This is a genomic window from Nonomuraea sp. NPDC050022, from assembly GCF_044460705.1.
Taxonomy (GTDB): Bacteria; Actinomycetota; Actinomycetes; order Streptosporangiales; family Streptosporangiaceae; genus Nonomuraea.
The window spans coordinates 534,020-551,964 of the sequence record NZ_JBITKE010000008.1 but is presented as its reverse complement, the minus strand read 5'-3'; the positions used below and the strand labels follow the sequence as shown (position 1 = coordinate 551,964).

Annotated in this window: 13 protein-coding genes and 1 pseudogene; 5 read left to right on the top strand and 9 right to left on the bottom strand. The window is 68.7% G+C overall.

The features are described 5' to 3' along the window. Nucleotides 1–178 precede the first annotated feature (178 nt). From ACIBO2_RS34815 to ACIBO2_RS34805, 3 genes and pseudogenes are all read right to left on the bottom strand, one after another. Complete coding sequence (locus ACIBO2_RS34815; RefSeq protein ID WP_397302439.1) at nucleotides 179–2,485, bottom strand: family 43 glycosylhydrolase; 2,307 nt, start codon at nucleotides 2,483–2,485, stop codon at nucleotides 179–181. Between the two features lie 113 nt (nucleotides 2,486–2,598). Continuing rightward, nucleotides 2,599–3,435 carry a PucR family transcriptional regulator gene (locus tag ACIBO2_RS34810; protein WP_397302436.1) on the bottom strand — a complete coding sequence of 279 codons (837 nt, stop codon included), beginning with the start codon at nucleotides 3,433–3,435 and terminating at the stop codon, nucleotides 2,599–2,601. A gap of 64 nt (nucleotides 3,436–3,499) precedes the next feature. Continuing rightward, a pseudogene (locus ACIBO2_RS34805) lies at nucleotides 3,500–3,754 on the bottom strand (sugar diacid recognition domain-containing protein); the annotation flags it as partial. Nucleotides 3,755–4,008: 254 nt separating this feature from the next. On the opposite strand from ACIBO2_RS34805, the gene ACIBO2_RS34800 reads away from it, so the two are divergent. From ACIBO2_RS34800 to ACIBO2_RS34785, 4 genes are read left to right on the top strand one after another with little or no spacing between them, the layout of a single operon-like run. Continuing rightward, the gene (locus ACIBO2_RS34800) at nucleotides 4,009–4,794 is read left to right on the top strand and encodes a substrate-binding periplasmic protein (protein ID WP_397302433.1); all 786 of its coding nucleotides are present in this window, start codon (nucleotides 4,009–4,011) and stop codon (nucleotides 4,792–4,794) included. Nucleotides 4,795–4,806: 12 nt separating this feature from the next. Then, nucleotides 4,807–5,517, top strand: coding sequence for an amino acid ABC transporter permease (locus ACIBO2_RS34795; protein ID WP_358552294.1), 711 nt, complete (start codon nucleotides 4,807–4,809; stop codon nucleotides 5,515–5,517). After that, the gene (locus ACIBO2_RS34790; RefSeq protein WP_358552292.1) at nucleotides 5,514–6,254 is read left to right on the top strand and encodes an amino acid ABC transporter ATP-binding protein; all 741 of its coding nucleotides are present in this window, start codon (nucleotides 5,514–5,516) and stop codon (nucleotides 6,252–6,254) included. The genes ACIBO2_RS34795 and ACIBO2_RS34790 overlap by 4 nt, the downstream gene beginning before the upstream one ends. Continuing rightward, nucleotides 6,251–7,519: an NAD(P)/FAD-dependent oxidoreductase gene (locus ACIBO2_RS34785; RefSeq protein ID WP_397302430.1), complete on the top strand. Its 1,269-nt coding sequence runs from the start codon at nucleotides 6,251–6,253 to the stop codon at nucleotides 7,517–7,519. Before ACIBO2_RS34790 ends, ACIBO2_RS34785 begins: the two co-directional genes overlap by 4 nt. 60 nt (nucleotides 7,520–7,579) lie before the next feature. On the opposite strand, the gene ACIBO2_RS34780 is transcribed toward ACIBO2_RS34785, so the two are convergent. From ACIBO2_RS34780 to ACIBO2_RS34760, 5 genes are read right to left on the bottom strand one after another with little or no spacing between them, the layout of a single operon-like run. Further along, nucleotides 7,580–9,328, bottom strand: coding sequence for a beta-galactosidase family protein (locus ACIBO2_RS34780; protein WP_397302427.1), 1,749 nt, complete (start codon nucleotides 9,326–9,328; stop codon nucleotides 7,580–7,582). 8 nt (nucleotides 9,329–9,336) lie between these two features. Next, nucleotides 9,337–10,203 carry a carbohydrate ABC transporter permease gene (locus tag ACIBO2_RS34775; protein WP_397302424.1) on the bottom strand — a complete coding sequence of 289 codons (867 nt, stop codon included), beginning with the start codon at nucleotides 10,201–10,203 and terminating at the stop codon, nucleotides 9,337–9,339. After that, nucleotides 10,200–11,081: a sugar ABC transporter permease gene (locus ACIBO2_RS34770; RefSeq protein WP_358552284.1), complete on the bottom strand. Its 882-nt coding sequence runs from the start codon at nucleotides 11,079–11,081 to the stop codon at nucleotides 10,200–10,202. The genes ACIBO2_RS34775 and ACIBO2_RS34770 overlap by 4 nt, the downstream gene beginning before the upstream one ends. Next, nucleotides 11,078–12,331, bottom strand: a complete 1,254-nt coding sequence (locus tag ACIBO2_RS34765; RefSeq protein WP_397302421.1) for an ABC transporter substrate-binding protein — start codon at nucleotides 12,329–12,331, stop codon at nucleotides 11,078–11,080. Before ACIBO2_RS34765 ends, ACIBO2_RS34770 begins: the two co-directional genes overlap by 4 nt. Then, nucleotides 12,324–13,586, bottom strand: a complete 1,263-nt coding sequence (locus tag ACIBO2_RS34760; protein WP_397302419.1) for a Gfo/Idh/MocA family protein — start codon at nucleotides 13,584–13,586, stop codon at nucleotides 12,324–12,326. The genes ACIBO2_RS34765 and ACIBO2_RS34760 overlap by 8 nt, the downstream gene beginning before the upstream one ends. 77 nt (nucleotides 13,587–13,663) lie before the next feature. Here ACIBO2_RS34760 and ACIBO2_RS34755 point away from each other — a divergent pair, with 77 nt between their 5' ends. Further along, entirely contained in the window at nucleotides 13,664–14,815 is a 1,152-nt protein-coding gene (locus tag ACIBO2_RS34755; RefSeq protein ID WP_397302416.1) for an ROK family protein, read from the top strand. A 94-nt stretch (nucleotides 14,816–14,909) separates the two neighbouring features. Here the strand turns inward: ACIBO2_RS34755 and ACIBO2_RS34750 are convergent, their stop codons facing one another. Further along, entirely contained in the window at nucleotides 14,910–17,906 is a 2,997-nt protein-coding gene (locus ACIBO2_RS34750; RefSeq protein ID WP_397302413.1) for a glycoside hydrolase domain-containing protein, read from the bottom strand. Between the last annotated feature and the right edge of the window lie 39 nt (nucleotides 17,907–17,945).

Below are 17,945 nucleotides of genomic sequence, written 5' to 3'. Positions count from 1 at the left end.
ATGAACCCGCACGGCGCCCTGCGGCTCGTCGAGGTGATGAGGGTCGGACACAACGATCCGGTCATGCTGAACGGGCACGAGCTGATCCGGGCCGTGGTGGAGCTGGCTGAGCGGGCCTAGCAGGCAGGGCCCGGTGCAGCCCCATCGGCTGCACCGGGCCCGTACCGGTTGAGTGGGATCAGTCGCGATAAGTCCTGACGTAGTCGAACCGGGCCACGGCACCTGACTTGTTCATCGAGACCAGCCCGATCTTGAGCCGCTCCTTGGCCGGCAGCGTCCACACGCCGTTGTGGACCCAGTGCTCGCCGTCCCTGCTGGTCGCCGCGCGCACCTCGGTCTCGCCGTGCGTGGTGTCGGCGTGGTGGGACAGCCGCAGCCACATCGTGTCAGCGGTCGGGCCACCGAACATCGGGCCGTTGAAGACCGCGGTCGGCGGGATGGTCGTCGGCCGCTCCCCTTCCTTGGCGAACTCGCTGAGCTGGACCACCGCCCCGTTGCCCCGCTGTAGCGGGACCACCGAGTGCACCATCTTGAAGTACCGGTCGTCATTCTCGTACAGCAGGATCCCGGCCTGCTGGCCCGCTTGCGCAGGCGCGAAGTCGATCTTCGTCTCCACCGTGTAGTCGCCCTCCGGCGCGTCCCGCAGCAGCACCGAGGCGGTGTTGGTGCCTTGGTACAGCTCGGCGTTCTGGGTCGGCCAGGACAGCGCGCCGCCAGTCATGGTGACGCCGGCCGCCGGGCCGCGTACCCACTGCCACGGCGAGCCGGGGACGGCGTCGCCGTCGAAATCGTCGCTGTAGGCGGGCAGCAACGGGCCCGGCTCGGGGTCGGGCACCCGCTCGGTGACGGGGGTGTACAGCTTCGCGGCACCGACGTTGTCGGCATCGGCGCCGCCGCCGCGCGCGACCGCGCCGACCGAGCCGTGACGGGCCGCGGCCTCCGGCAGGCGGCGGGTCTGCTCGGCGGCCGGGTCACCGAGCTGGTCGGCGCTCACCTTGACCCTCAGTTCGGTACCGCGCAGCTCGGCCACCACGTTGTGCCAGGTGCCGAAGTCGAACCCGGCCGGCAGCGCCGTCACCGACCTGCCGCGGCTCCTGCCGCCGATCACCACGTCGGTGACCAGCGCGCGGCTGTCCCGGTCCAGCCAGGCCACGACGTTGTTCTCGCGGTTGGCATAGGCGAGGGTGAGGCCGACGGCGCCGGCGGTGACGCGCAGGTCCGCCTGCGCCCGTACGTCGGCGGTGGGGGCCTTCTTCGCAGAGACCAGGTACGCGGTGGCGCTTCCGGCGTGGCTCGCGTACCCCCGCGCGTCCTGATCGGTCCGCACCGACCAGCCGCCCTCGGCCCGCCAGCCGGTCAGGGAGCCGTCGTTGAACGTGCCGCCGGCGGCGAAGGAGGCCACCGGCGCGGGCTGGGCGCCTTCGGACGGTCCGGCTCCGGCGCGTACCACCGGCCAGCCGTCGATCCAGTCCAGCCGGTCGATCAGCAGCGGGCGCTTGCTCAGGCCCGCGAGCCGCCCGCCGCCGATCGGCGGGAAGTCGGGGTCGGCCGTCGAGATGCCGTGGTAGACGAGCCAGTCCTGGCCGGACAGGTCGGTCTGGAAGCCGCTGTGTCCCGGGCCGGCCCAGCGGTTGCCGTTGGCGCCGACCACGATGGCGCCCTTGCTGGTCAGGTCCATCAGGTTGACGCCCTCGTCGTCCACGAACGGGCCCGACGGGGTGGTGGCCCGGCCGACCTTGACCTGGTAACCGCTGTAGGCGCCCTGGCAGCAGCCGGCGTCGGAGTAGAAGAGGTAGTAGAAGGCGTCATGCCGGACGACGTACGCGCCCTCCATCCGGCGCCCCCTGGCCACCTGGGTCGCCGCGCCTTCGACGCGGGTGGCGTCGGCGTTCATCTTCGCGACGCAGATGACGTCGTAGCTTCCCCAGTACATGTACGGGGTGCCGTCGATGTCGGTGAACTGCGCCTGGTCGATGTTGCCTGTGGGGCAGGTGGTCGAGGAGGGCAACACGTCACCCGCGTCGGTCCACGGCCCGGCCGGGGTCGGTGCCGTCGCCAGCCCGAGATCACCCCCGTTGGAGGACACCGAATAGTAGAGGTAGTACTTGCCGTTGATGTACCTGACGTCCGGCGCCCAGAGTCGCGCCGAGTTGTGCCAGGCGGGCTGGGTCTCCGGGGTGAAGACCTGCCCGGCGTACTCCCAGCGCACCATGTCCTTGGACCGCAGGATCGGCAGGATCCGCTCGCCGTCCTCGCCCTTGCTGTTGAACACCGGGTTCTGGGTGCCGTAGGCGTACCAGAACCCGTCCTTGCCGTGGATCATCGTCGGGTCGGGGAAGGTGTCGACCACACCCGCCGACACCGGGTTGGCGTACGTGCTCGGCGCTTGCGCCGCCGCCGGCGGGCCGATGACCAGGCCGGACAGCAGGACGGTGAGGCCGAGGGCCCGGCTGAGCCGCGACAAACGATCATGGGGTTGGGGCATGCCGCAGAGTCTGTCGGCGCCCTATTTTTCCGTCAATAAACCGGAAAAATACGCAAGACGCGGGCCGTGGTGGCGTGCAAGGCCGCCGGAGCGGAAACGTGATCCCGCCCCGCTCAGGGTTCTATCTGGTCGGCCACACAGGCCAGGTACAGGGCCAGGCGGGCTCGGTGATCGTCCGCCGGCCGGCCTGACAGCTGGGAGATCTTGTCCAGGCGGTAGAGCAGTGTGTTGCGGTGGATGTTCAGGACGGCCGCGGCCCGGACCAGGTTGAAGCCGCTCTCGCAGTACGCGATGACGGTCTGGCGCAGCATCGGCCAGTCGGGGCGGGCTCTCAGCCCGGCGGTGGAGACGCCGGCGAAGCGCGAGCGCGCCCTGCGCGGCGCGGCGGCCAGCAACTGGTGGACGCGCAGGTCGCCGATGGAGTGGACCTGGGCGTCGGCGTGGACGCGCGGCCCGAGGCGCAGCGCCGTGGCCGCGTCCTCGTAGGAGTCGTGCAGTCCGGGGACCGAGTCGGCGGCGACGCCGAGGCCGATCCCGACCCGCAGCCCGATCCGCTGGCGGATGTGGCCGGCGAGCGGCAGGCAGAGAGATCGGAGGCCGGTGCCGGCGGGCCGGCGGGGGAGCGCGGCGAAACGGCTGGAGGTCATCGCGGCGACGAGGTCCTGGGAGCCGGAGAACGTCTCGCGGATGGCACGGAGCAGCATCGAGCGGACGCCTGATCCGTCGTGGCTCGGCGCTCCCTCCCCGACGTCGACGATCACCGCGGTCCGCTCGGCCCGCAGGTCGTAGCCGAGTTCGCCGGCCCGCGCGACGAGATCTTCGGGGTTGACCACATCCGGGTCGAACCGCGCGATGTCGCGGAGCAGGTCCTCCACCGTCCGCTCCAGCAACAACCTGGAGCGCAGCCGCATCGACTCCTGCAGCATGATCTCCGTCTGCCGCTTGACCACCAGCCCGAAGCGCTGGACCCGGGCCGGTGATGCCGACCGTGCCCAGCGCCCTGCCGTCGATGATGATCGGCAGCGTGATGCCGGGCCGTACCCCCTGCAACCGGCGGGCCTGTTCCGCGGAGTGCGCCGCGGACTTCAGGGTCCGCATGACCTCCACCGACGCCTCATGGAAGGAGCCGATGCGGCGGGTGTCGCCGCTGCCGATGACCAGGCCGTCCGGATCGGTGATCAGCACGTTGAAGCCGATGATCTCGCTGGTGTCGCCGGCGATCCCCTGGGCGAGGGTGGGCGTGAGGACCGGTGGCCAGGGTTGTGACATGCGCGCCACCTCCATCGTGCGAATCGTACGACAAAGAACCGAAATATCCCGCTAACTATGAATTTATCGTCCAATGACGCTCGAATGAAGCTCGTCTACGGTGGGCGCAATACGAGTTCTGGGGGACATATCGGAAAGAGGTCGCCATGAGTCGGAAAAGCGGCGTTATAGTCGCATTGATCGCGATTAACATCCTTGTAGGGTGTGGATCCGACAAACCTTCCGCTAACTCCTACAACACTCTCGAACCGGGCGTGCTCAAGGTCGCCGTCCAGCCGTACATGCCCTACACCGCGGTCCGCGGCCAGGACCTCGTGGGCATCGACAGCGAGATCCTCCAGGCCGTCGCGAAGAAGCTGAACCTGAGGCTCGAACCTCAGGTCACCGACTTCAGCGGGATGCTCGGCAACGTGCAGGCCCGCAGGGTCGACATCTCCATCGGCGGTATCGCGTGGACGAAGGAGCGGCAGACCCAGGGCCTGTTCACCGACCCGCCCTACTACTCGCCGCCGGCGATGGCGGTGCACGGCGACCAGCAGTACGCCACGGTCGCGAACCTCGAAGGACTCCCGCTCGGCACCGTGACCGGCTACGTCTGGGTGAAGTCGATCCAGGCCATCCCCGGCGCCAAGCTGCACGCCTACCCCGACGCGCAGGGCGTGTTCAACGACCTGTCCGCCGGCCGTATCCAGGTGGGCTTCCTCGATCCGCTGCTGATCATCTATACCCAGCAGAAGCGCCCTGACATGCGGTTCAGCACCCGATACCTCACCGCCCCGACCGATGAGGAGGTCAAGAAGCAGGCGGCGTACGAGTATCTGCGGCCGTACATGACCAGTTTCTACATCCCCAAGGAGGAGCCCAAGCTGGAGCAGGCCGTCTCCCAGGCGATCAGAGGCATGTACGCCAGCGGCGAGATGGCCGCGCTGATCAAGAAGTACGGCGGCGACGCCCAGCAGTTCCTCAAGCCCTCACCGTGGATGGCCCAGCAGCGGCGCGGCGTCGATCGCCCGGCCGACTGGCAGCCGCCCAGCCTGTAACGGAGGCGCGACGTGTTCAAGGTTCCCTGGTCCGACTACACCGACGCGCTCCTGCAGGGGTTGCTGCGCACCGTGGAGTACGCGGTGCTGGGCTTCGCGGGAGCGGTCGTGCTCGGGCTGCTTCTCGCGCTCATGCGGCTGAGCGGATCGCGCCTGGTGCGGCTGCCCGCCTCGATCTATACCGAAGTCTTTAAGAACGTCCCGCTGCTGGCGATCATCTTCGTCACCTACTTCGGGCTGACCTCGATCGGCGTGCGGCTGGGCGCGATCGAGGCGGGCGCGCTCAGCCTGGTGGTCTTCTACGCCGCCTACCTGTCGGAGATCTTCCGGTCCGCGCTGGCCGGGGTGGACGGCGGCCAGCGGGAGAGCGCCCAGGCTCTGGGCATGAGCACGCTCGGCACGTTCGCCCACGTGATCTTCCCGCAGGCGCTCAGGCTCGCCCTGCCCGGCACCAACACGATGCTGGTGGACCTGCTGAAGTCCACCTCGCTGCTGGTGACGATCTCGGCGGCCGAGCTCATGACCCAGGCGCAGCTCATCACGTCGGACACCTTCAGGGCGCTGGAGGTCTACCTCGTCATCGCGGCGATCTACTTCGCGCTCTGCTATCCGCTGTCGCAGGCGTTGCTCTGGCTGGAACGGCGGGTCAGGGCGGGATCGCCGCTGCTCATGGGCAGGCGTCGCCGCCTGCGCAAGGCCCGCGCGCTGCTGGAGGGTTCATGACACCGCTCGTGAGGATCGACGGGCTGATCAAGTCCTTCGACGACCGCCGGGTGCTCGATGAGGTCAGCCTGGAGGTACGGCCGGGCGACATCGTGAGCATCCTGGGCCAGAGCGGCGGTGGCAAGAGCACCCTGCTGCGCTGCGTCAACCTGCTGGAACGGCCCGACGGCGGCATCATCGAGCTGGCCGGCGAACGGGTCCACCCGGCGGGCGGCGACCTGGCCAGGCTGCGCCAGCGCGTCGGCATGGTCTTCCAGCGCTTCCATCTCTTCCCGCACCTGACAGCGGTGGAGAACGTGGTGCTCGCGCAGATGAAGGCGGCCGGCGTCGGCGAGGACGAGGCGGTGGCGACGGCCGTACAGCTCCTGCGCAGGGTAGGACTGTCGCACCGCGCGCTCGCCTTCCCCGAGCAGATGTCCGGCGGCGAGCAGCAGCGGGTCGCCATCGCCAGGGCGCTCGCGCTCAAGCCCGCGGTGCTGCTGTTCGACGAACCCACCTCGGCCCTCGACCCCGAGTCGACCGGCGAGGTGCTGCGCGTCATGCGCACCCTGGCCGACGACGGCATGACCATGCTGATCGTCACCCACGAGGTGCCCTTCGCCAGGGAGATCTCCGACTGGGTGGCCTTCCTCGACCGGGGCCGCGTCGTGGAGGAAGGACCGCCGCAGAAGGTGCTCGACGACCCGCGCGAGGCGCGGACGAAAGCCTTCCTCGCCTCCTATGGGCCGGTACGGTGAGCGCGCCGCCCGTGGTCGTGATCGGCGGCGGCGCCGTCGGCCTCTGCACGGCCTTCTACCTGCGGCGGCAGGGCGCGGAGGTGCACGTCGTCGACCGGGGCCCCGTCGGCGGCGGCTCCTCACGGGGCAACGCGGGCTGGGTCTGCCTGAGCCACTCCGCGCCGGTGCCCGCGCCCGGTGTCGTCCGGTACGCCGTCGCCTCGATCGGCCGCCCTGACTCTCCGCTGTACGTACGGCCACAGCCGACGCTGGCGTTCGCCCGCTGGCTGCTGAAGTTCCGGCGGAGCAGCACCAAGGAGGCGTTCGAGCGGGGCTACGCCGCCGTCGCCCGTTTCGCCGAGCCCGCCTTCGAGCGCTACGGAGAGCTGGCGGCGGCCGGGGTCGACACGACCCTGACCAGACCCGGCCTGGTACACGCGTTCCTCTCGATGGAGGAGGCCACGCGCTTCCACCGCACCCAGCGTGCCATGACATGGGCGGGGTACGACGTACCCGACGAGATCCTCACCGGCCGGGACCTGCTGGACCTCGATCCCGCGCTCGGTGGCAAGGTCACGTCGGGCTACCGCGTGCGGGGGGAGGGCGTGCTCGACCCGACGGCCTTCGTCGAGTCGCTCGCCGCCCACCTGCGCAAGTCCGGGGTGAGCATCACCGAGCACGCGGCCGTGCGGGGATTCCGCAGGCGCGGCGGTCAGGTGGCCGCGCTGCGCCTGCCCGAGGGCGATCTCGACTGCTCCGCCGTGGTGGTGGCCGCCGGGTCCTGGTCGGCGGACCTGCTGCGCGGCCTCGGAATGCGGATGCCGCTCCAGGCGGGCAAGGGCTACAGCTTCTCGGTCGACCTCGACCCCGCCCCGGAGCACCCCATGTACCTCGGGGACAAGCACGTCGCGGTCTCACCCATCGCGGGCAGCACCCGCATCGCCGGGACGATGGAGCTCAGCGGCAACAACCGGCGCCTCGACTGGCGGCGCGTGGTGGCCATCGCCCGCGCCAGCCGCGACTACCTCGGCCCGTGGTACGACACCCCCGACGACCTGATGGCGCTCATCCGCGACCCCTGGGTGGGCGGGCGGCCCATGCTTCCTGACGGTTTGCCGGTGCTCGACCGGGTCCCCGGCACCCCCAACGCCTACGCGGCCACCGGGCACGGGATGCTCGGCATCACACTCGCTCCGGCGAGCGGCCGGGCGATGGCCGACTACGTCGTCACCGGCCGCCGCCCGGCCGAGCTCGGGGCCTTCCGCGGCGACCGACGCCGCGTCTAGGAGCCGCGGACGTTCCACCACCCGCGCGTGCATCGCCAGGACCTGCCGCGGTGAGCCCGGCTACCGGGCGGGCGACGTCGAGCCGTTGTGCGAAGGCCGGGCGCGAATCTGCAGCATGGAGCCCACGTGGTCCAATTCCAGGTGGACGATCTCGTTGGTGCCCGTTTCGAGGAGAGGTGCCGGGACGTACAGGGTCTGCTGAGGTCCTTGCTTCCAGTAGCGGCCCAGCAGGACGCCGTTGATCCAGACGTATCCCTTGCCCCAGCCGGGCAGCGCCAGGAACGCGTCCGCGGGCTCGGCCACCTCGAGCGTGGTGCGGAAGAACGAGAGCGGCTCGCTCGTCGCTCCCGGCTGGAATCTCAGCCGTGATATGTCCTCCAGCGGGATCGGCCGCGCCGTATATCCGTGCACGTATTGGTGGTGGTGCAGGACACCGCCGAGGATGCCCTTGCGCTCGCCGAGCAGCGGACCGTAGTTGGTCCGTCCCATCGATTCCACGAGGATCTCCAGGGCGGCGTGCCCGGCCGCGAGCAGCGCGGGAGGATCGGCGTCCCGCTCGACGACGCCCGCGAGGCGGCCGTCGACGAAGACGTGCGCGCGGTCGCGTACCTCGCGCAGGGTGAGCGGGTACGGTCCGCGCGGACCGGGAACGGTCGCCCGGTACAGGACCAAGCCGTGCTCCAACCCCAGGTCCTCGAACGTCGGCGGCATCGGCGCGGTGGTCTCCGGCCGCGCGATGGCCTCCAGTGCCTCGCGCAGCGGCACCGAATGGGCGGGGCGTAGCGTGGCGGGCGGCAGCGTGGCGGGTACGGGTGGCACGTCGGGGAGCTCGCCGCTGTAGCGGGAGAGCACGTCCCGGAGCCGCCAGTACTTCTCGGTGGGCGCGCCGCGCTCGTCGATGGGCGCGTCGTAGTCGTAGGAGGTCACCGTGGGCCGCCATGGGCCGGCGCTGTCGTCCCCGGTGCGGTTGGCGCCCGCCCAGGTGCCGAAGCTGGTGCCGCCGTGCGCCATGTACAGGTTCACCGACGCTCCCGCGGCCAGGATCCGTTCCAGGACGTCCGCGACGTCCCGCGGGTCACGGGTGACGTGTTCGTGCCCCCAGTGGTCGAACCAGCCGCACCAGAACTCCATGCAGAACAGCGGGTCGCCCGGCCGGTGGGCGCGCAGCGTGGCGAAGGCCCGCTCGGGCTCGGAGCCGAAGTTCACCGTGGCCAGCACGCCGTCGATCGTGCCACCGGTCAAGTAGTGGTCGGCCGGCCCGTCGGACGTACACAGGGGCACTTCGATGCCGCGGCTGATCAGGCCGTCCGCCAGGTGGCGCAGGTAGGCGTGGTCGCTGCCGTAGGAGCCGTACTCGTTCTCCACCTGGAGCATGATCACGTTGCCGCCCCGGGTGACCTGGCGCTCGGCCACCCGCGGGATCAGCCGGTCGAAGTAGCGGTCGACGTGGGCCAGGTAGCCGGGGTCGCTGGTGCGAAGGGCACCGGTCAGCCAGGTGGGCAGCCCACCGTTGTCCCATTCGGCGCAGATGTACGGCCCGGGCCGCACGATCGCCAGGAGTCCTTCGGCCGCCGCCGCGTCGAGGAACGCGCCGAGATCGTCCAGGCGGCGGAAGTCTCCCGGCCGCGGCTCGTGCAGGTTCCACGGCACGTAGGTCTCGACCGTGTTGAGGCCCATCGCGTGCACCATGGCCAGCCGGTGCTTCCACTGCTCGGGGTGCACGCGGAAGTAGTGCACCGCGCCCGACAGCACCCTGTACTCCGCGCCGTCCAGCCGGAATGAGCCGCCATCGACGGAGAAGTCACGCATCTCGCCGATCACCTGCTGATTCCGGCGGTCATGCCGTCGACGATGCGGCGGCCCAGCCAGAGGTAGAGCACGATCATGGGGTAGACCAGGATCACGATGCCCGCGAACATGCCGCCCCAGTCGGAGCTGTACTGCATGCTGCTGTACAGACCGAGGAGCGCGGCGGGCAGGTTGCGTTCCTCGGGGAGAGGAGCGATCAGCAGGGCCAGCAGGGTCTCGTTCCACAGGCCCATGACGTTGAGCACGAACACGGTCGTCAAGCCCGGCTTGGCCACGGGCATGATGACCTGAACGAACGCGCGGAGCGGGCCGGCGCCGTCGATCTCGGCCGCCTCCTCGATCTCGTGCGGCAGCGAGCGCATGTACCCGGTGAGCACGAACACCGCGAAGGGCACCGACAGCGCCACCTGGAAGACCAGCAAGGTGATGCGGTTGTCCCACCAGCCGGTGACCCAATCCTCCATGAAGGTGTAGACCGACAGCTTGATCACCACGATCGGCACCAGGATCGTCTGGATCGGGATGCTCAGCCCTATCGCGAAGTAGCTGATCGCGGGGCCGGCGACGCGCCGGCTTGAGCGGGCCAGCACATAGGCGGCGGGGGCGGACACCACCACGATCAGCACGGACCCGAGAAGGGTCAGCACCACGCTGTTCATGGCCGCGGCGGAGAATTCCGCCGCCTGCCACGCCGAACTGAAGTTGTCCCAGCGCAGGCTCTTCGGCAGGCCGAACGGATGCAGCCACACCTCGCCCGAGTCCTTCAGCGACTGGATGCCCACCCACCCGATCAGGGCGAGGTTGAAGGCCACCCAGACCCACAACGCGATCGCCGTGGCCCGGGGCAGCAGGATGTCCCCGATCAGACGTCTCATGACAGCTCCACTCGCTCACGTCTGGTGATGCGCCGGGTCAGCACGATCAGTACGGCCGTCACGAGGAGCGTCATCACGCCCATGGCGGCCGCGCTTCCCAGATCCGGCAGGCCGGCGCCCTTCACCACGATGTACTGCTGCACCGCGATCGTGCGGGCGGGGATCGGCGGCGCGGCGGCGGTTCCCGCGGTGGTGAAGGCCAGCACGATGTCGAAGATCTTCAGGCTGCCGACCACCCAGAGTACGGCGGCCACGGCGAGGACGTCCCAGGTCAACGGCAGCGTGATGTGCCGGAACTGCTCCCATTTGGTGGCCCCGATGAGCTGGGCGTCCTCGTACACATGCGTCGGGATGGCGTCGGCCGCCGACATCATCAGCGCGACGTAGAAGCCGGTGCTCGACCAGACCAGCCCGCCCACGACGCAGCGGAACACCATGTCGGGGCCGAGCCAGGGCCGCGGGTCCAGGCCGATCCACTCCAGCACGGTGTTGACCGCGCCCTCGGGGTTGAGCAGGAAGCCCACCGCCGCGCCGATCGCGATGATCGAAATGACCATCGGCAGGAAGACGACGGCCCGGATGAAGGCCCGCCCCTTGAGCTGCCTGAGCACGACCATGGCGAGGAACGTGGCGCCGAAGATCAGGACGCCGCCGACGACCGCCATCACGAAGGTGTTGGTGAAGGCCGTGACGAAGACGTCGTTGTGCAGCAGCGCCATGTAGTTGTCCAGCCCGCGCCAGGTCATCTCCGAGCCGGGCCCCGACCATTTGGTGAAGCCGACCCAGATCCCGAACAGCGAGGGTGCGACGAACAGCAACGTGTAGATCAGGAGCGCGGGCAGCAGAAAGGGCCAGAAGGCCCGTTCATAGGTTTTCATCCAGTCGCCAGGTGCTCGGCGGTGCGCTTCTTGCCCTCGCGGACGAACGTGGTCGCGTCGATCTTGCCGGAGAGGAGCTTGTCGTTCAGCGGCAGGAACATGTCGCCCCACCAGGTCTTGTCGGCGCCCGCGTAGTCGTAGCTCAGGTGCGTCTCCTTGGCCTCCAGCACCGCCTTCTGCACGTTGGCCATGTTCGCGGGCGCGGGCACGTCGCCGCGCGAGGAGATGTTCAGCGCCACGGTCGAGAACTGCTCCATGTACTTCTTCTGCAGCGCGAAGGCCAGGAACCTCTTGGCCGTGGCGACGTTCTTGCCCTTGGCGTTCACGCCCCAGCCGAGGGTGCCCACCTCGATGGACTTCTTGCCGCCGGTGGGTACCTGGAACGAGGCGACCTTGAAGCCGGGAGCCAGCTGGGGCTGGACCTCGCTGGCCAGCCAGGTGCCGTTGAGGTTCAGGTCGTACGTGCCCGCCGCCCAGGCGTTCTGCGCGGCGGGGAACTTGGTCGCCATGAAGTCCCGCTGGAAGTAGCCGCCCTTGGCGAGTTGTTCGACCTTCTTCGCGGTGTCGAGCACCTGGGGCTTGTCCCAGTTGGCCGGGTCCTTGGCCAGCTCGGCGAGGCTCCCGGCGCCGTTGGCGCCCACCAGCAGGCTGTAGAACCAGAAGACGTTGTAGAAGGCGATGGTGCCGTCCTGGCCGATCGGGGTGCGGCCGGACTTCTTGGACTCGTCGAGGAAGGCGATGAACTCCTCCCAGGTCTGCGGGTTCAGCCCGGGGTGCTTGGCCGCGTCGTACCAGATGGCGGTGGAGATGATCGTGTGCGGGAGGTAGGCCAGGCCGTTCTTGCCGGAGGAGGCCCGCCGTACCGGCTCGGGGAGCACGTCCTTGACCGTCTTACCCTCGCCGGGGACCTGCGCGTTCTCCACGTCGTCCATGGGGCCGATGATCTGCTGGGCGGTCAGCGTGTCGATGTCGCCGGTGGTGGTGTCGAACAGGTCGGGGCCTTGGCCGGAGGCCATCTCGGCGTTGAGGTTCTCGTTGCCGGTGCGGCCGACGAACTTCACGTCGACCTTGGTGCCCGTCTCCTTGGCGAAGTCGTCGAAGATCGCCTTGATGATCTTCGACTGGGGTTCCGCCGCGCCCCAGGACGAGCGGTACGACAGCGACTGCTGGGCGGGTTCGCCGCTGTTCTTCTTGCCACAGGCGGCCAGGCCGAGGGCGCCGATCAGGAGGACGGCCGTCAATTTACGCATGGTGGGGGGCCTTTTCTATCGAGACGACGGTACGGGTGTGCCTGGCCTGTTCCGCGGCCCAGACCACCCGGTGGGTGGCGAGGCTGGTTTGCGCGTTGGTCGAGACCAAGGCCGGGTCGTTGTCGCGGACGGCGGCGAAGAACGCCTTCAGCAGCGCCCCGTCACCCCCTCCGTGCCCGGAGGCGGCCGAGGCGTCCGCTCCGGCGAGGGCGTCGATCACCGACACCTCATTGGTGAGGAAGTCGTGCACGCGCAGCGTCTCGCCGTCGCACTCGATCGAGCCGCGCGTGCCGAAGATCCTGGTCTTCCTGTGCTCGAGCGCGCCGAAGGCGGTCATGGTGCAGGTGGCACTCGTGCCGTCGGCGAACTCCATGATCACCACCTGGCTGTCGACGACGTCGTTGTCGCAGGCGTAGACGCATCTGCCGTACGGGCCCTCGCGCAGGGCCGTGAGCACGCCCTCCTCGGTGAAGTCCCTGGTGATCGCGCCGAGTGGCCAGATGTGCCGGTTCGGATCGGCGAGGGAGTCCATGTAGAGCCGCTTGGCCGAGTAGGGGCAGGTGGGTTCGATGGAGCAGTCCAGGCATCGCTCGGCGGCCTTCGCGGGCTGGTTCTCCTTGGTGAAGTGGGCCAGCTTGCCGAAGGAGGAGACCCGCTCGGGCACTTCGCCCTTGATGTGCACGAGCCAGTCAAGATCATGGCAGGCTTTGGCGAGGAGCATCGGGGCCGACTCGGCCTCGTTCCGCCAATTCCCGCGCACGAAGGAGTGTGCCTGGTGCCACCAGCCGACCTGCTCCAGGTGCTGGATGTTCATGATCTGGCCGATCCTGCCCGCGTCCAGGAGCTCCTTGAGCCTGGTGGTGTAGGGCGTGTAGCGCAGCACATGGCAGACCGCCAGGATCACGCCGTTGCGGTCGGCGGCCGCGGCGATGGCCGCGGCGTCCTCTTCCGTCGGGGCCATCGGCTTCTCCAGCAGGATGTGGTAGCCCAGATCGGCCGCGCGTACGGCGGGCTCAAGGTGCAGGCGGTCCTGCGTGGCCACGATCACCGCGTCGGCCAGCCGCTCTCCGGCCAGCAGGTCCCGCCAGTCGGCGAAGACGCGTTCGGCCGCGATGCCGTGCTCGGCCGCGAACTCCGCCCGCCTGGCCGGGTCGGGCTCGGCGACGGCCACGACCTCGGCCGACCCGGCTTCGCGCGCCAGCCTCGCGTAACCTGCGCCGCGCAGGCCCGCTCCAATCACGGCAAGAGTGACCATTCGCATCCCCTATAGTGAGACTTACTAATGAAGGATGTTTTTATTTCTGCCGCATAGCATCTGTCAAGGGGGCAAGCATGACTATCCGCGGCGGCGACACCTCGCGGCTTCGCCGGATCAATCTCGTGACGACGCTCCGCACGGTCCGGGCGCGGGGGCCGCTCGGGCTGACCGACCTCGCCAAGGAGGCCGCGCTGTCCAGGCCGACCGTGGAGGGCCTGGTCGAGGAGTTGCTGGGCGCGGGCTGGCTCAGGGAACTGCCGCCGGAGAGCGGCCAGATGGGGCGGCCGGCCAGGTTGTTCGCCTTCCACGCGACGGGTGGTCACGTGCTCGGGATCGACATCGGCTCCTACACGCTCAGGGCCTGCGTCGCCGATCTGGACGGCACGGTCGTGGCCGCGCACGACGAGCGGACCGCCGCCGCCGCCGGTCGTGCCGAGCGCCTGGCCGGCCTCAGGAGGGCGATCGCGGGCGCCTTGGCGGCCGCCGGGCTGACCGCCGACAGCGTCGCCGCCGTCTGCGCGGGCACCACTGGCGTGGTGACCCCCGAGGGCGTGGTGAAACTGTCGGTCGGCCTGCCCGAGTGGACCGGCCTCGATCTGGCGGGTGAGTTGCGGGCGAGCTTCGACTGCCCCGTACTGGTGGAGAACGACTGCAACCTGGCCGCGCTCGCCGAGCGTTGGCGCGGCCAGGCCCGCGACATCGACGACCTGGTGTTCGTGCTGTCCGGCGTGCGCACCGGCGCGGGCATCCTGGTGGACGGCAAGCTGCTCAAAGGAGCCAAGGGCGGCGCGGGCGAGATCGGCGCGCTGCCGCTGATCGGCTGGCACCGCGCGCCCGTCCATCTGACCGGTTTTCAGGGTCTGCCGCCCGGCACGGCGCCACAGGACGCCGCCGCCCAGGTCTTCGCCGTGGCCAGGTCCGGCGACCCGGCCGCTCAGTGGGCGGTCGATCAGTACGCGCGCGACCTGGCCGAAGGCATCGCCGCGTTGGTGCTGACCGTGGATCCCGAACTGGTGGTGATCGGTGGCGGCGTCTCGCGCTCGGGCAACGTGCTGCTTGAGCCGGTGCGCCGGCACCTGGACCCGTTCTGCCTCGAACCCCCCGTGGTGGTGATCTCCGACCTGGGGGAGCAGGCCGTGGTCCTGGGTGCGGTACGGCGCGCGCTCGATCACGTCGACGCCCGCCTCTACGACTTCGACGCTCCCCTGCCCAAGCCATCCGCTTGAGGATCATCGCTGTCGCGGTGCCGCGGATGGCGCCCGTCGCCTGACCAAGGCGACGGGCGCGAATCTGCTTGCTCACCGGCGTGCTAGACGGCGGCTACCTGGGCTGACCGTTCGTCGCCGAACGGATGGCCGGCAGGTTGTAGAGCTCCAGCTCATAGACGGCGTACATGCTCCAGCGGGTGTAGTTCGCATCGTTGATCTTCAGGCGTAGCTTCCTGACGCCTTGCAGGTCGGGAAGATCGGCGGCCGAATACTCCATGACTCCGTCGTCATCGTCGTGCGTCCACCGGAACGCGGCGCCCCGCACCGCGGTCGTCCAGTCGGTGCCGTTGGCCGAGACCTCGACGTCCACATCGGTCAGGCCCTGCGGAATGCCACCACGGGTCGCGACGACGAGCGTGTTGAACGCCTTCGGCTCCTTCCAGTCCAGCACGATCTCGTGCGGGAACGGATTCGCGTCGGTGTAGCCCTGCTTGGCGGCGAACATCGTGCCGTATTCGCCGTCGACCATCTTCTGCGGGCCGTATTGCACGCCGCCGTCGCCATCGCGGGCGGCCGAAGCGGATACCGCCGAATAGCTTCGGGCGATGTTGGCCTCCGCCGTGTTCACCGCGCCCTTCACCAGCGTGAGCGCATAGGTCTTCGCGGTCTTGCCATCGCTTGCCAGCGTGCGGATCTCGACCTTGTTCTTGCCGTTCGCCACGTTGACGTCGACGCTCGCACCGTTGGCGACCGGGCTGCCGTCGACGGTGATCGTGCCGCCGGCGTCGGTCAGCGTCGGGGTCAGGCCGACTGTGCTCTTGCCCTCGTTGACGAGCAGCGTGTAGTCACCGCGATATCCCTCGAAGGAGAATTCCGAGACGTTGGTGAGCTTGAGATCCTTCAACGTCGCGTCGAAGTGCTGCTGCCCGGGCGCGAGTCGCACACGGAATCCGTCGAGCCGCACCTCTCTGTTCTCCAGGTTGGTGAGCTGGATCTGGTGCTTGCCCGGTCTCAACCCGGTCTTCTGATACGCGGTGAAGCGGTCGTACTGGACCGCCTCGTAGAGATCGAGCACCGTGGCCGGCCCACCGTCGACCGACACGGACACCTTTCCGGTCGTCGTGTTCTTCTCGAAGAACGCGTCGATACCGGTGCCCTCGAACTCGTAGGTCGCCTTGTCACCGGCGCTCTTGCCGATGTGCACGCTGCCGAGGTACGCGGACTGCCGCTGCCGCGGCGCCCAGCCGGCGGAGTAGCCGATGCCGCTGTCGGTGTTGTCGACCAGGAAGGTGTTCGGGACGTCCTGGCCCTCGTAGGGGCTGGTCGGCTGGGGAACGGCGCCGACAGGCTCGCCCGCGGCCGCCCGCACGAGGTAGCCGTGCAGAGCGTCGAGATAGGCCGGGTCGAGCGTGTAGCGCCGCGGGTCCTCCGGGCTGATCGCGCTGTCGACGATCCGCTGGGCCAAGGCCGGGTCGCGCTTCTTCAGGATGTAGAGCAGCTCGTAGTCCTCAAGACCGTCGCGCTGCGCCTCGAGGCGCACGCTGCTCTTCACCGTCAAGTTGGCCTTGTCGGGATAGACGATATAGGAGTCGCCCTTCCAGGGACCCACGTACCACGCGTTCCACGCCCAGTGCAGATGACCCTGCACGCCCTCACGCTCGAGGTCCCAGAACAGCATGCGGCCGGTCATCGTCGGCTGCGTCCAGAAGCGGTTGAGCCACGGGGGAGTGTTGACCTCGCACGTGTAGACCCACAGGTCCTGACCCGCGGCCTGTTGTGCCTTGTAGCCGGCCTTCTTGCGCTCGAACGCCGGTGTCAGCGGAACCCAGGTGTCGACATAGGGCTTGGTCCTGTCGTCGAGCAGGATGCCATCGGGATCGGCGTCCATGGTGCGGAAATCGGCGCCGATATCGGCATTGATCTGCTTGATCTTGCGCGCGACATAGGTCCAGAGGTTGCGCTGGTTGGCGGTGATGGGCTCGTCACTGATGTGCTGATACCACGTCAGGCCGTTCGTGTAGCCCTTGCTCTTCAGGTGCTTGTACAGCGCGGTCAGATAGTTCGTCAGGAAGGCGTCGGTGACCGGCAGACTGTCCGGCAGCTTGGTGTTCCAGCTGTCGTCAGGCTTCTCGTTGTCCGGCATCTTGTTCAGCGCGTGAACGAGATGCTGGTTGGCGAAGTTGGTGATCCCGCGCCGCTTGAACGTCTCGACGTAGCGGTCGAAGTTCGTCCAGTCGATGTCGCCCGGGATTCCCTTGACGAAGTCCGACAGCTCCGTGCCGGTGGACTGCAGGAACAGGTCGGTGCGGAGCCAGACCATGTTGGTGCGATATTCGGCGAGCTTGCGGGCGAACTCGTCCATGAGGCGGAACCACGCGTCGCTGTAGGTCTCGACACCGTAGTAATACTTGCCGACGTCGTAGGCCTGGCTGGCCGCACCGTTCCAGCTCAAGCCGTCCCAGGTGAAGCCGTTCGTCATCGTCCAGTGGTAATTGGTGAACGGTGACTTGTCGATCGTGGGGACCTCGACGTTGCTCACATTGACCTGGATCGGGACCGGGTAGGTGCCGCGAGTCGTCTCGACCGTCGCCGTACCGCGATAGGTGCCGGGCGCCGTGCCGCGGGGCACGAAGCCGGTCACGAAGACGGGCTGAGTCTGGCCGGCCTCGACCCAGGTCGCCTGGTCGTTGGACAGCGGGTCCGGCATGGCCGACTCGGGATAGAGCAGGTTGCCCTCACGGTCGGGGAAGAACGGGTTCGCCGCGACCTTGCTGTCGTCCTTGTAGGCGACGAAGTGGTAGCTCAGGTTGGCTCCCGCGATCGGCCGCTTGCCGCCCGCGGTCAGGTTGCCGAACCGTACGCGCTCGATACACAGCCGTTCTTTCGCGCGCACGGCGATCTGCGCGCTCTCGTACTCACCGCGGGCGGCCACGAGATCGATGGAGGTGCTCGGAATCTGCGGGACCGTCGTCGTGCGGTAGACGGTCTTCTGTGGACTCTCGACCCAGAGCTGTGCGGCCTTCGCACCGGCCATGGCGGCTGGAACGAAGGGGGTGAACGGTGCGAGCAGCAGGGTGGCGCAGAGTAACGGGATGGTTCTACGTCGCATGGCCACTTATCATGGGTTCTTGTGTAAGTCTGGGTCAAG